Here is an 11,757-nt window from a genome sequence, read left to right on the forward strand (position 1 = left end):
TTTTGGTGATTACTTGAAAACTGTAGATCCGTTACCGTTTGGTTTTAACGGACTTTTGAATATATGTACTAGTGGTCAAGTATATGATTTTACCGAAAGCGAGGCTTTTACACTGAATATGGATCCAGCATTAATTGCGAATGAGGTTACGCCAGTTGGTTCTCCAAGAACTGGAGTAATAGGACTTGTCAAAAATAAATTAGTTTACCGTTTGTTTAACGGTGTTGTACCACCATCTTATTTTTGTCAAACACCAGATCCATTATTGCCAACCGTTAATCAAACATGGTTAGGGAAAGCTGGGGGAGTCATCGAAGTTACTACTACTACAAGTGGTCCAAACACTTTTAAGCATACCATTATTCTTAAAAATGTTACACTTGAAAAAGACGCTAATAATTTTCAATTAGGAGACAGTTATAAATATGGGGAGTTGCAAACCACCAAATCATAAAGAATCTTGAAATACATAAAAAAACGTCAATACTTTTAATTTAAGCATTGACGTTTTTTTTATGAAGTATGGTTACTTATTTATTATTCTGTTTAAAATAAACTTCGGTTGCACCGGCACCGTATTTTTGATAATTGGCATCCTGAAAAACAATATTGTCATAACGTCCAAATAGAAAATCCAATTCGGCTTTCAAGACACCTTCACCCACACCGTGAATGAAAACAATCTTAGGAATCCGATTGCGAATCGCAAATTCAATATGGCGTTTGGCAGTTTCCGACTGTAAAGTCAAAATATCATAATTTGACATCCCTCGCTTGTTGGGTACCAGTTTTTCGATATGTAGATCAAATTCTGGTACAGGCAATTCATGCTTGTCTTTCTTCTCTTTTACAAAACTTCTGGGTTTCGGAATCTCCTTTTCTTTCTTTATTTCATTGATATTGATGCCTTTTATGTTTTCCATCAAGTTGGCAGATTCTCCTATTTTGATGAGCTCATTCGCAGCAAAATTCATCACAAAACCATCCATCGTTTCAATAGTAACTACCTTGTCTTTGACCGATAAAACAATACCGTCAACAGCTTCATCCAGCACCGAAACTTTATCACCTTTATTAAACATCATCGTCTTCTTTATCTTGATTTTTACTCGGAGTCTTACTGCTCAATTTCATCATCCCCATCATAAAAATGACAATTGCAATTACCATTACATACACATTTTTATCGGCACTCGTTTGCTCATACAAAGCAACACCAATAGCCAAAGCCATTAGCAAAATCGTAAATTTTTTCATAACTACATTTTCAGTTTTCAAAAATACTAAACTTTTGGCTTATTGAGAGGAAAATAAATAGTGTCATCATGATAGCGATCTAAAATCTGTAATTTTACTGTGGGCGTATCCCAGTTGTTAAAATCTCAGTCGTACCTCCTTTGCTTTTCACAATTGGGTCGGGCTTTTGGCTTTATCTTTATTTTTTTGAAAGAAAAAAATAAAGGATACCGCCGCAATCCCTTACGCAAAATTGCCTTGGAGGATATTTGTTTGATAATAAATGTTATAAGATATGATTTAATTAAAAACAAATGGGTTTGTAGGGCATATTCTGAAAAATTTTCAAGGTTGGTTAGGTATTAAAATCATCCTATAAAGAAAAAAGTAATGGTTGCATCATCAATATAATCATCTAGACAGCCAAAATAATTTTTGATCAAAAATAACATATGTTATTTCTTAGTATTTGTATTTCTATACTGTAAGAAAAGAGATTTAAATTAAATAAATTCATAAGGTAGTGTGATTTTTATATAAGATTAATTCCTTTTTATATGGGTAAAAGATGTATTTTATCGACGATATTTTGATATAATCTATTTTTTTTTAACTTTGAGCTATTAGTTGATTTGTGTTAAGGATGGAGTATTTTTGAGTATAAATTACGATTCTTTTTACTTTCACAAATGCTAATAAAATTCAAGAGTTTAACGTAAAAAAGAAAATTAAAATGCATTTATTATTAGAATTAGGGATAGTTGCAGGAATTTTACTTTTAGTATTGCTAATTTCTTTTGCAAATAGAATAAACCAAAAATCATAGAGATAAAAAATCATGATTAAAATGGCGTAGAATTGAATATTATAAAATTTAATTTGATGTTAACTTTGCAAAGTACAATTCCCGAATTCCTTAAACTGAGCCACACAGAATGAGGAATAATTGAAAACAAAAACAAAAAACAAAAAAAACACAAAGTAATGATTCATTACTTTGTGTTTTTTTTTGTTGAAAATAAGTAAAATAGAAATTTATTGTACAATAAAAAGGGCTTATTAAAAAGGAATGCCTTAGCCCTGATTACTTCACTTAACTTTTATTTTAATTGGAGTTCAGTGAACTACGTTTGCAGTGGAAATCCTTTTCTGTTTTTTCTTTAAAAATAGAAAAGATTACTTCACAATACTTTATTTAATTGGAGTTCAGTGAATTTCATTTGAAACGGATAGCAGGATAAAGCTTCTAATTATTTTACTTTATTTATTCCAATCGATTTTTCTGGAGAAGTACATTACTGCTGCAAGGATGGTAAACAAACCGATGCTTCCCACCAATAGCGCATAGTTTTCCAGTTGAATGATGACATAGATAAAGGTGTACAATCCAGTGAGCGATGCTGCAATGAACATGGGGAATTTGTTCCCTTTTAGGATAGAAACGGAGTAGAGTGATATCAATGTTATGACAGCTGTTGCAGCGATGAGATAGGCTTTCGTAAAACTACTGTGTTCGGTGATGGAAATGAGGAGAGTGTAAAATAAAATTAGTGCCAACCCGATCATGGTGTATTGAAAAATATGAATTCTGATTTTGCTGATGGATTGGATTAGAAAGAAAACCAGAAACGTTAGGCCAATAACTAGAAAGCCATATTTTGCAGCTCTTTCATTTTGTTGGTATTGGTTTACAGGGATCACAAAGTCAACTCCAAAAGCATAAGTACCCAAATCAGGTAAAATTTCAAAGAATTGCTGAGAAAAAGCTCTGTTGATGTGAAGTATTTTCCAATTGGCCACAAAACCGTTGTTGTCAATTTTCTTTGTTTTGTCATCAGGAAGAAAATTCCCTGTAAAGCTTGGAGAAGCCCAATTGGATTGCATGCTTAATTGCGTGGTCTTACCAATAGGGACCATTTTTATTTGTTTACTCCCGTTGTAGTTTATGTTGAAATTAAAGTTGGTTTTGGCCGTTTTTAGAGTACTTTTTAAGTCTATAAAACCAGTTTCCAAAGCTTGGGTAGAATCGGTTATGTTAGTGCTGTAAACAGGTTCAAATGTTAATTTATTACCGCCAAGATTGATTTTTACTTCGTCTTTGATGCTTTTTAGATTAGTAGTTTTTATCAATATTGTGGCTTTATTCCATTGAATGTTTTCGGCCGGAATGTTTTTACTGCTGAAATCGGGCTGAATATAATTTCCTTCAAAATTCATTTTGGGACTGTACACCACCGATTCGTAATTGTTTCTATTGAGTAATTTGGTGGTAACATTGGATTTTGCTTTCAAGTCTTCCGGGAAGAAATAAGCGTATTTGGTAATTGCTTTTTGTTGTTTTACTGTTTCATTCGTCTTTTGGTTAATAGAAAGTGTTTCCTCAAAAGTGGTGTAGGGAACTTTCAATATAGGACCATAGAAGAATATACTTTCGCCCCATTTGTCGTTGATTTCGGAGATGACTTCTTCTTGACGATTTGAACGTTCTTGAATCAAACTTTTGACAAATTCCAGCGGTATTAGTAAAATGAGGGTTAGAAATCCTACCATCAACATTTTGGCTGTTGTGGATTGAAAAATAGATTGAAAAAAGGAGGTAGGGGCAGGATTTTGATTTTCTTGTGTTTCCATTTTTTTGTGATTAAAAGTTATTTGATTAGAAAGGTGAATTAGTGGATGCTAAATAATTTATGATGCAGAAATACAGAAATGCAATGGGAATGTTACCCAATAGAATTAAAATTTTAAACCCAATGTATTTTCGCTGTTGGGGTAAAATGTAAAAATGATACAAGAGGTGACAGAACATTATTGCATTAAGAAGTATTGCTGCAATAATGAAGATAAATCCAATGATTAAAATAAAAGAAGTGTCCTGTAGCGTTAGAAAAAGGATGAAAAATAATGTGCCAATTATGAAGCAACCAACGGCGAGTTCTGTAGAGGTTCTACCTTCAAAAGGTTCCTCTTGGGTTAGGGTAGTTTGCATAGTGTGTTATTTAAAAGTACTTTGAATTTCAAAGTTGATAATTAAAAAAATATCTTAACGTTTCTGTATTAATTTTTCAAGTGCGTCAATATGATCTTGGAAAGCTTTACGACCATCTTTTGTGGCTCTGTAGCTTGTGTTAGGTTTTTTTCCTATGAATTGCTTTTCGATGGCAATGTAATTCTCCAGTTCCAAGGCTTTGGTGTGACTAGCCAAATTACCATCGGTAACGCCCAATAATTCTTTCAAAGTACTAAAATCGGCCGATTCATTGACCATCAAAACCGACATGATTCCAAGTCGAATGCGGTGGTCAAATGCTTTATTTATATTTTGAATAATGTTTTTCAAGTCTTAGTAAGTGTCAATTATTGTGGTTACTATTTTGGATTGTTCCAGGTTTGATGGTGCTATTACATTCTCCTCAAACGGTATTCCATTTCCGTATCTTTCTGCAAGTATTGCTTGTACTCGGGTGTCTTTTAGATTAAAATTCTTTAATTTCTGAAGCGGACACAGTTCAATTCCAGCTCCATTTTTGTATATTTTCCAAATCAATTCTGAACAATATATTTTATCATCAGACCATTCAAAATACAAGTCGTAATCTTTGTTCTTCAATCCACTTGCGTAGTTTTTCATCTTTTGTAAAGTTTCCGAACCTAAAAGTGTAGATGCATTTTTTACTCTGGTTACTACAAAATGATTTTCTTTTCCATGTGTAATCCAATTTTCTAGTGGCGTGTATTTTACGGGTTGTACCGCTTCAAAAACATATTTTTCACCTTTCTCAATAAATACAATACCACAATGTGAAAATTTGGAATTTGTTGCTATTCTTATGGCTTCACATTGTTTGGATTCAGAAGTTTGAAAAATCATGTCGCCTTCTTTTATTTTATCTAAAATGGAGACAGGTCGTGTACCAAAAAGAATATTCCCAAACATTGAATTAGCAATGAATAATGCACATCCAAAACTCATCAAAAAGGTAATTATGGCAAAAATATATTTCGTTTTTTTCATATCTGGTCTTTTTGTGTCCATACTATTCTTCAATACTCTCTATTTTTTAAATTCCACAATCTATAATCTTTATTCTGTTATCTTAATTCTAACTCCTGTCGTACTTAAAGTACATCATACTTCCATATACAATATGGCAGATTCCGAAACCCAATGCCCAAAATTCTAATGCATATCCTGAGAATTCAGTGGCCAATAGGCCAATTATGATAATCGTGATGCCTAGATAACGCACATCCCGAAGTGTATATTTACTTGCATTTACACAAGATAAACCGTAGAATATCAAAGTTACGGGGGCAATCAGTCCATAGCTTCCATTTCGTAATAATAACAAGCAAAAAATCCCACCGGTTACTAAGGGAATCATAAAGTTGGTCAACAGTCTTTTTGAAGCACTGTTCCACACAGTTTCTCCTTCTCTTTTTGTTTTGTTATAGGTAAGTAATATGGCAGTGGCTACTGATAAAAATAATACAGCAAGAGCAGTCAAAACAATTAGCTTGAAAGTGTTGCTTTCCAAAGTGATAATTTTGTCGTAATTATCAGTGCCATAATTATTGTTGTTGTTTTCAATTAGTACATGAGCAATAAAAGCACCTATCAGGGCATATATACCTGCCATTATTCCACCCAAACCGCTCAAAGATATAAACTGAGAGGATTTATTCATCATATTTTTGATGTCGCTGATGTCTTGTAAATATTTATCATCCATATATAAAGTACTTTGAATTACAAAGTAAATAATAAAATTTAATAAAAACAATACTTTTTTATTATTTTTATTAGATGAAAATTACAGATGAATATATCTACCGCCAGCCCGAAAAGTTTAGATCAATTCTTTTACATTTAATAAGTGTATTTGAAAGAGAAATTCCTGAATTGGACTTGCTTTTCAAATGGGGAATACCTTATTTTTATTATAAGAAAAAGATGTTTTGTTATTTGGCTCCCAATCAAAAAAAGGGATTTGTAGATGCAGGTTTTGCTAGAGGCTTTCAATTAGCAGGAAACCAAGATTATCTTGTGGGGGAAAAGAGGAATACAGTTAAGTCGCTTCGGTATTGTAATTTAGAGGATATTGACAATGCTATTTTGGTTGATGTGATAAAGGAAGCTGTGACATTATATAAATAAAAAATCTCCCGAAGGAGATTTTATAACTATTTGAGGTTGAATTAAATTCTAAAGATACCTCCGAAAGAAACGATCGTTCCTCCGTACCAAAAATGATGTTGAGCATGATCACCAGTATAAGTAGTTCTAACATCTGTCATGTTAATATAACCACCTTTTAATTCGGTTAGCATGTAAAAATGTTTGAAGAAAGTGAAATTTAAACCAGCATCAGCAGAAAAACCGTATCCTGAAATATGAAATTCATCATGTCTTTGTTTTTGCAGTACTGTAGCGTCTGTTCTAGGAACCAATATTCCCATTCCTACTCCTTGTGTGAAATTTAGTTGAAATATATCGGTATTTGTAATTCCAAAAATTGAAGAAATATCTGTGTAATAAGCAGCTTCAGTAAAGACATAATTTAATCCATTTGTATGCTCAAATTTTAAAAATTTACCGTCGGTTAAATCTACTGGTTGGTTATTGTAAGTTCCGTTAAATTGAGAACCGGCTTCATTCGAAGGTAAATTAATAGTTCCGTTAATCATTGCTGTTTGATTTTGAGTCATCACATATTTCATATGATCAATCCCAATAGAAACATTAAATTTATCGTGGATAAAATACCCAATTTTCCAATTGGTCTGTGATGAAGTCAAGCTTCCAGGTTTCACATAATCGACATTCCAGCCTTTTGGTAAATCATGAGATTGTGCATTTTCTACTGTAAAATTATATCCCTCTCCTTCAAAATGTAAATCAGAAGTAGTATAATAAGTCCTATTTCCTCCCCAATGGGCAAAGAATTTTCCTTTGTTGTGTGCAGTATATAATTCATTTGATGGCGTACTGTCTTGAGCAAAAGCATTAGCAGTAAAGAAAAGAACTAAAAAAGCTGTATGTAAAATTTTTGTTTTCAATGTCTTTAAATTTGATTAATAATTTTTATTAAAGCAACTAAAATCTATTTTATACTAAAAATCTCCCGAAGGAGATTTTGATTTTATGTGAGAGTATTTTATAATCTAAAAATACCTCCAAAAGCAATAATTCTTTGGAAAAAGAAGAAATCTTGCGAAGCTTTATCATCACTACTTGTTGTTGTTCTAATATCTTGCATGTTGATGTAACCCGTTTTAAGCTCACCTTGTACATAGAAATATTTGAAAAACGTAAAGTTAATTCCCGCTTTTGCAGATAAACCATATCCAGAAATGTGAAAATCATCATGACGAGGCATTCCTAACACAGTAGCATTTGTTTTTGGATATAAAAGTCCGGCTCCTAAACCTTCAGTTAAGTTAATCTGAACTTTATCTGTATTTGGTAATTTAAATAATTTCGAAATATCGTCATGTCTGGAAACCTCAGTATTAACATAATTCAAACCATCTGTATGTTCGTACATTAAAAAAGCAGTACCATTTGGCTGAACAACATTTTTCTCATAACCACCTTCCTGAGCATTGCCTTGAGACATATCTACAGGAGTATTATTATAAACTCCGTTGTAAATAGATCCAGATTGATCAGCAGGTAAGTTAATATACCCAGTTACATTAGCCGTTTGAGCTTGGCTCATTACATACTTCATGTGATCCCAACCAATAGCAACACTGTAATGGTCGCTAATGAAATATCCCATTCTAAAGTTAGTTTGAGGAATTGTCATGTTAGCAGGATTCACGTAATCAATATGCCAACCTTTTGGCTTGTCGTGAGCAACCATATTATCAACTGTAAAGTCGTAATCTTTTCCTCTGAAGTTCACATCAGATTCAGTATAGCTCTCTCTGTTACCACCCCATGAAATAAAGAATTTGCCTTTATTGTGTGCAGTAAATCTTTCGGTAGTGGGGATATCTCCTTGGGCAAAAGTATTAATTGATAAAAAAAGAACTAAAAATGAGGCGTAAAAAAAAAATGTTTTCAATGTATTGGTATTCTATGTTAAATTAAAATTGATTAATTGTTTTTCTAATGGCAACCAATCTGTTCATCAATGGCTCAAAGTAATCCAAGTGCAACATGTTAGCACCGTCACTTTTAGCATTTGCTGGGTCAAAATGAGTTTCAATAAAAATACCATCTACACCAACAGCAATTCCTGCTTTGGCAACAGTTTCAATCATATCGGGTCTTCCTCCAGTTACTCCTGCAGTTTGGTTTGGTTGTTGTAATGAATGTGTAACATCTAGAACCGTTGTAGCATATTGCTGCATAGTTGGTATACCTCTGTAATCCACAATCATGTCTTGGTAGCCAAACATAGTCCCACGATCTGTCACCATCACGTTTTGATTGTTGCAGTCCAATACTTTTTGAACCGCATGTTTCATACTTTCTGGACTCATGAATTGTCCTTTTTTCAAGTTCACTATTTTTCCGGTATTGGCAGCAGCCACAACTAGATCAGTTTGACGAACAAGGAAAGCCGGAATTTGCAATACATCCACATATTCGGCAGCCATTGCAGCATCTTCATTAGTGTGGATATCCGTAACGGTTGGCACTCCAAAAGTTTTAGATACTTTTTCTAATATTTTAAGTGCCTTTTCGTCTCCAATTCCAGAGAAACTATCTATTCTAGAACGATTTGCTTTCTTAAATGATCCCTTGAAAACGTAAGGAATTTGCAATTTGTCGGTAATGCCTACCAATCTTTCTGCAATTCGCATTGCCATTTCTTCGCCTTCAATGGCGCATGGACCTGCCAATAAAAAGAAGTTACCGCTCTCAGTATGTTTGATTTGTGGAATATGTTGTATGTTCATATTGTATGTTTTTTTTGAAAGTGCAAAGGTAGTTCGATTTTGCGATTTCCGAATTAGTTTTCGTGATTATTTTTAGAAGCATTAAAGCTGTTATTTGGAGCTATTCCCGCTATCCGCTTGTATCTTTTTGAAGCGAATAAAAATCACTCCAAAAAGGATACCGCTGCTATCGGGGCTAGGGCAGTAGTGGTTTTGATTATATTTTCTTCAAACTAAGACCAACCGGAACCATCAATTGACCTCTTTCGTAGATGTTCAAATACAAGATGATTGGCTTTTTCAAACCTTCCCAATTTAATTCGTACACATCCAAAAATCCAGCACCCATATCGCTTGTTTTGGTTGGAAACGGGCAGCAGTTTTCCAATTTTTTATAAGTTATTTTTTCTCCCTTTGGTCCCGCCAAAGCGTTTATGAAATATTTTTGGTTGATGGTGTCATTTTTTGTGCCTTTGTAAAAAATATTGATAGGGTAGTCTTTATCATAACCATATTTTTTGTCTTTGCTGTATTGAGTAATTATAAAGGCATTGTTTTTTACAACAGGGACTGGAGCATTATTGTCTACGTTTTTTAAAGAAGATTTAATACTTCCGCATGAAGCGAGTAGTAGGAGTAGAGTAATAAATAAGGCTATTTTTTTCATTTTGAGATTTTAAATTTTTAAAGTGATGTATTTCTTACCACAAATATAAAAAGAACTTTACTCTATTATCAAAAACCAACTGTAATCCTTATAATTTTTTGTCAAAAAACATCCAAACTAATAAATTTATCAAAATCCTTTTATATTTGTAAGCAAAACAAATTTATATGGAATTACTTTTTCAAACATGGCCTTGGTATGTTGCTGGCTTTTTAATCGGAATGGTGATGCTTTCACTGATTTATTTCGGGAAGAATTTTGGTATGTCAACCAATCTTCAGTCTTTGTGTTCGATGACTGGATTAGGAAAGCGTATTGAATATTTTGATTTTGACTGGAAAGCGAATCGTTGGAATTTTGTAGTTGTTTTGGGTGCTATGGCAGGCGGTTTTGTAGCTGTGCATTTTATGAGTGACCCTACTAATGTTGCTATTAATCCAAAAACGATAGCGCAACTTTCCCAAATGGGTATTGATGCTCCCAATGGTCAGTTAATGCCACAAGCTTTATTTGGAGAACAAATTTGGCAATCACCAAAAAGTATTTTGATACTCCTTGGTGGCGGTATTTTAATAGGTTTTGGAACGCGTTATGCAGGTGGATGTACATCTGGACATGCTATTTCGGGATTGAGTAATTTGCAATTGCCATCGTTGAAAGCAGTTATTGGTTTCTTTATTGGCGGACTGATTATGGCTCACTTTTTATTACCCTTACTTTTTTAGACTATGAAATTATTAAAATATTTTCTCGTAGGATTCCTTTTTGGAATAGTGCTTACCAAGTCGGAAGCGGTTTCTTGGTACCGTATTTATGAAATGTTTCAGTTTCAATCGTTTCATATGTATGGAATTATTGGCGTTGCTGTTGCGACAGGAATTGTTGGTATTCAGATTATCAAAAGATATAACATCAAGGACATAGATGGTTTTCCAATTGAAATTCAGGAAAAACCAAAAGACAATGCTAGATATTGGATTGGAGGAATTTCTTTTGGATTGGGTTGGGCTTTGGTAGGTTCTTGTCCGGGACCAATTTTTATATTGATAGGGGCTGGATTTATGCCTGTAATTATTGTGCTTATTGGCGCACTGATTGGAACTATTATTTATGGTGCTTTAAAAAGTAAATTGCCACATTAATCATTAAAACTCTTTATAAAAAAAAGCATTTTCTAAATAGGAAAATGCTTTTTTTTTTTGGATGATTGTCTTGTCTTAGGTGAGCGTGAGGGATTACTTCACTATACATATATTTTCATATGAGTTCAGTGAATTTCATTTGAAGCAAGCTACCGAAGTAGCGCGGATAGCCCAACAGCATTAAGGAAGAGGCCGAATAAGTGTAGTCTAAATTAGGCCTCTTTTCTTAATGGTGGCACGCCCTAAATGTTATTTTATATTTTGGAATTCAACTTTAAAATACCATCAACAATTAAATATTGAGCAAGGCAATAGGTCGCCATAATGTAAAATGAAGCGTGCGCAATTGGCGCGTAAAACTTGTTGAAAGCCAAAATACTATCCGAACTTACAAATACAATCGCACCGATAAGGGTGTAATTGTTTGCAGGAATCGCCCATTTTAAGCTTCCTTTGAAAGCAAAGAAAAGCATAGTGGTAATCACGACCGCATAAACCAAAACCGGAATTTTTAATGGTCCCAGTTTAGGGAATAAAGTATCGATCATAAAAACGAAATAGGCTAAAATAGCTAGAACACCAATCCAAAACAGAGCTTTGTTATTGTTGATTCTAGTGTTTTGTTGTTTGCTGAAAAGGGCAATATAAACTAAATGCGATATAAGAAAAGCCACTAGTCCGAAGATGAAATAGAGTTCGCCTTTATCCGCAAAAAGCAAAATAATATCGCCTATCCAAGAAAAGGTCAATGCTGTTAAAAGGATTTTTTTGGTTGGAAAACTTTCAGAAACTATGACTGCTCCCATTAAAATAGGAAGC

At 33.4% G+C, this 11,757-nt stretch carries 16 protein-coding genes; 4 read left to right on the top strand and 12 right to left on the bottom strand.

Translation table 11 applies throughout. The annotated features are described in order from the left end of the window. The coding region (locus VFS71_RS06215) for a hypothetical protein (protein WP_326400033.1) at window positions 1-454 on the top strand (454 nt) is incomplete at its 5' end. Window positions 455-530: 76 nt separating this feature from the next. Here the strand turns inward: VFS71_RS06215 and VFS71_RS06220 are convergent. From VFS71_RS06220 to VFS71_RS06250, 7 genes are all read right to left on the bottom strand, one after another. Continuing rightward, window positions 531-1,082, bottom strand: a complete 552-nt coding sequence (locus VFS71_RS06220) for a Smr/MutS family protein (protein ID WP_326400034.1) — start codon at window positions 1,080-1,082, stop codon at window positions 531-533. Further along, on the bottom strand, window positions 1,075-1,257 hold the full coding sequence (locus VFS71_RS06225) for a hypothetical protein (RefSeq protein WP_326400035.1): 183 nt from the start codon (window positions 1,255-1,257) through the stop codon (window positions 1,075-1,077). Before VFS71_RS06225 ends, VFS71_RS06220 begins: the two co-directional genes overlap by 8 nt. 1,239 nt (window positions 1,258-2,496) lie before the next feature. After that, window positions 2,497-3,867 (bottom strand): cell envelope integrity protein CreD, encoded by a 1,371-nt coding sequence (creD, locus tag VFS71_RS06230; protein ID WP_326400037.1) that lies wholly within the window; start codon window positions 3,865-3,867, stop codon window positions 2,497-2,499. Window positions 3,868-3,892: 25 nt separating this feature from the next. Continuing rightward, window positions 3,893-4,225 carry a hypothetical protein gene (locus VFS71_RS06235; protein WP_326400038.1) on the bottom strand — a complete coding sequence of 111 codons (333 nt, stop codon included), beginning with the start codon at window positions 4,223-4,225 and terminating at the stop codon, window positions 3,893-3,895. Window positions 4,226-4,279: 54 nt separating this feature from the next. Further along, window positions 4,280-4,576: a winged helix-turn-helix domain-containing protein gene (locus VFS71_RS06240; protein ID WP_077370277.1), complete on the bottom strand. Its 297-nt coding sequence runs from the start codon at window positions 4,574-4,576 to the stop codon at window positions 4,280-4,282. A 3-nt stretch (window positions 4,577-4,579) separates the two neighbouring features. Then, window positions 4,580-5,251, bottom strand: coding sequence for a YiiX family permuted papain-like enzyme (locus VFS71_RS06245; RefSeq protein WP_326400039.1), 672 nt, complete (start codon window positions 5,249-5,251; stop codon window positions 4,580-4,582). 88 nt (window positions 5,252-5,339) lie between these two features. Beyond that, window positions 5,340-5,969, bottom strand: coding sequence for a hypothetical protein (locus VFS71_RS06250; protein ID WP_326400040.1), 630 nt, complete (start codon window positions 5,967-5,969; stop codon window positions 5,340-5,342). Window positions 5,970-6,043: 74 nt separating this feature from the next. Here VFS71_RS06250 and VFS71_RS06255 point away from each other — a divergent pair, with 74 nt between their 5' ends. Further along, window positions 6,044-6,394 carry a DUF1801 domain-containing protein gene (locus VFS71_RS06255; RefSeq protein ID WP_326400041.1) on the top strand — a complete coding sequence of 117 codons (351 nt, stop codon included), beginning with the start codon at window positions 6,044-6,046 and terminating at the stop codon, window positions 6,392-6,394. Between the two features lie 41 nt (window positions 6,395-6,435). Here VFS71_RS06255 and VFS71_RS06260 read toward each other — a convergent pair whose 3' ends face one another. The 4 genes from VFS71_RS06260 to VFS71_RS06275 form a co-directional block, all read right to left on the bottom strand. After that, complete coding sequence (locus tag VFS71_RS06260; RefSeq protein WP_326400042.1) at window positions 6,436-7,296, bottom strand: hypothetical protein; 861 nt, start codon at window positions 7,294-7,296, stop codon at window positions 6,436-6,438. Window positions 7,297-7,394: 98 nt separating this feature from the next. Next, entirely contained in the window at window positions 7,395-8,309 is a 915-nt protein-coding gene (locus VFS71_RS06265) for a hypothetical protein (protein ID WP_326400043.1), read from the bottom strand. A 22-nt stretch (window positions 8,310-8,331) separates the two neighbouring features. Then, the gene (gene kdsA, locus VFS71_RS06270; RefSeq protein ID WP_326400044.1) at window positions 8,332-9,150 is read right to left on the bottom strand and encodes a 3-deoxy-8-phosphooctulonate synthase; all 819 of its coding nucleotides are present in this window, start codon (window positions 9,148-9,150) and stop codon (window positions 8,332-8,334) included. Window positions 9,151-9,346: 196 nt separating this feature from the next. Further along, window positions 9,347-9,796, bottom strand: a complete 450-nt coding sequence (locus VFS71_RS06275; RefSeq protein ID WP_326400045.1) for a 2-dehydro-3-deoxyphosphooctonate aldolase — start codon at window positions 9,794-9,796, stop codon at window positions 9,347-9,349. Between the two features lie 167 nt (window positions 9,797-9,963). Here VFS71_RS06275 and VFS71_RS06280 point away from each other — a divergent pair, with 167 nt between their 5' ends. After that, window positions 9,964-10,521, top strand: a complete 558-nt coding sequence (locus VFS71_RS06280) for a YeeE/YedE family protein (protein WP_326400046.1) — start codon at window positions 9,964-9,966, stop codon at window positions 10,519-10,521. 3 nt (window positions 10,522-10,524) lie between these two features. After that, window positions 10,525-10,938, top strand: a complete 414-nt coding sequence (locus VFS71_RS06285; RefSeq protein ID WP_326400047.1) for a DUF6691 family protein — start codon at window positions 10,525-10,527, stop codon at window positions 10,936-10,938. A 254-nt stretch (window positions 10,939-11,192) separates the two neighbouring features. On the opposite strand, the gene VFS71_RS06290 is transcribed toward VFS71_RS06285, so the two are convergent. Next, the coding region (locus VFS71_RS06290; protein WP_326400049.1) for a lysoplasmalogenase at window positions 11,193-11,757 on the bottom strand (565 nt) is incomplete at its 5' end.

The organism is Flavobacterium sp., from assembly GCF_035760125.1.
Lineage (GTDB): Bacteria > Bacteroidota > Bacteroidia > Flavobacteriales > Flavobacteriaceae > Flavobacterium.

Excerpts from the sequence above, each read along its gene's own strand:
- VFS71_RS06220 (WP_326400034.1), bottom strand. The coding sequence starts at position 1,082 with ATGTTTAATAAAGGTGATAAAGTTTCGGTGCTGGATGAAGCTGTTGAC.
- VFS71_RS06225 (WP_326400035.1), bottom strand. The coding sequence starts at position 1,257 with ATGAAAAAATTTACGATTTTGCTAATGGCTTTGGCTATTGGTGTTGCT.
- creD (WP_326400037.1), bottom strand. The coding sequence starts at position 3,867 with ATGGAAACACAAGAAAATCAAAATCCTGCCCCTACCTCCTTTTTTCAA.
- VFS71_RS06235 (WP_326400038.1), bottom strand. The coding sequence starts at position 4,225 with ATGCAAACTACCCTAACCCAAGAGGAACCTTTTGAAGGTAGAACCTCT.
- VFS71_RS06245 (WP_326400039.1), bottom strand. The coding sequence starts at position 5,251 with ATGAAAAAAACGAAATATATTTTTGCCATAATTACCTTTTTGATGAGT.
- VFS71_RS06250 (WP_326400040.1), bottom strand. The coding sequence starts at position 5,969 with ATGGATGATAAATATTTACAAGACATCAGCGACATCAAAAATATGATG.
- VFS71_RS06255 (WP_326400041.1), top strand. The coding sequence starts at position 6,044 with ATGAAAATTACAGATGAATATATCTACCGCCAGCCCGAAAAGTTTAGA.
- kdsA (WP_326400044.1), bottom strand. The coding sequence starts at position 9,150 with ATGAACATACAACATATTCCACAAATCAAACATACTGAGAGCGGTAAC.
- VFS71_RS06275 (WP_326400045.1), bottom strand. The coding sequence starts at position 9,796 with ATGAAAAAAATAGCCTTATTTATTACTCTACTCCTACTACTCGCTTCA.
- VFS71_RS06280 (WP_326400046.1), top strand. The coding sequence starts at position 9,964 with ATGGAATTACTTTTTCAAACATGGCCTTGGTATGTTGCTGGCTTTTTA.
- VFS71_RS06285 (WP_326400047.1), top strand. The coding sequence starts at position 10,525 with ATGAAATTATTAAAATATTTTCTCGTAGGATTCCTTTTTGGAATAGTG.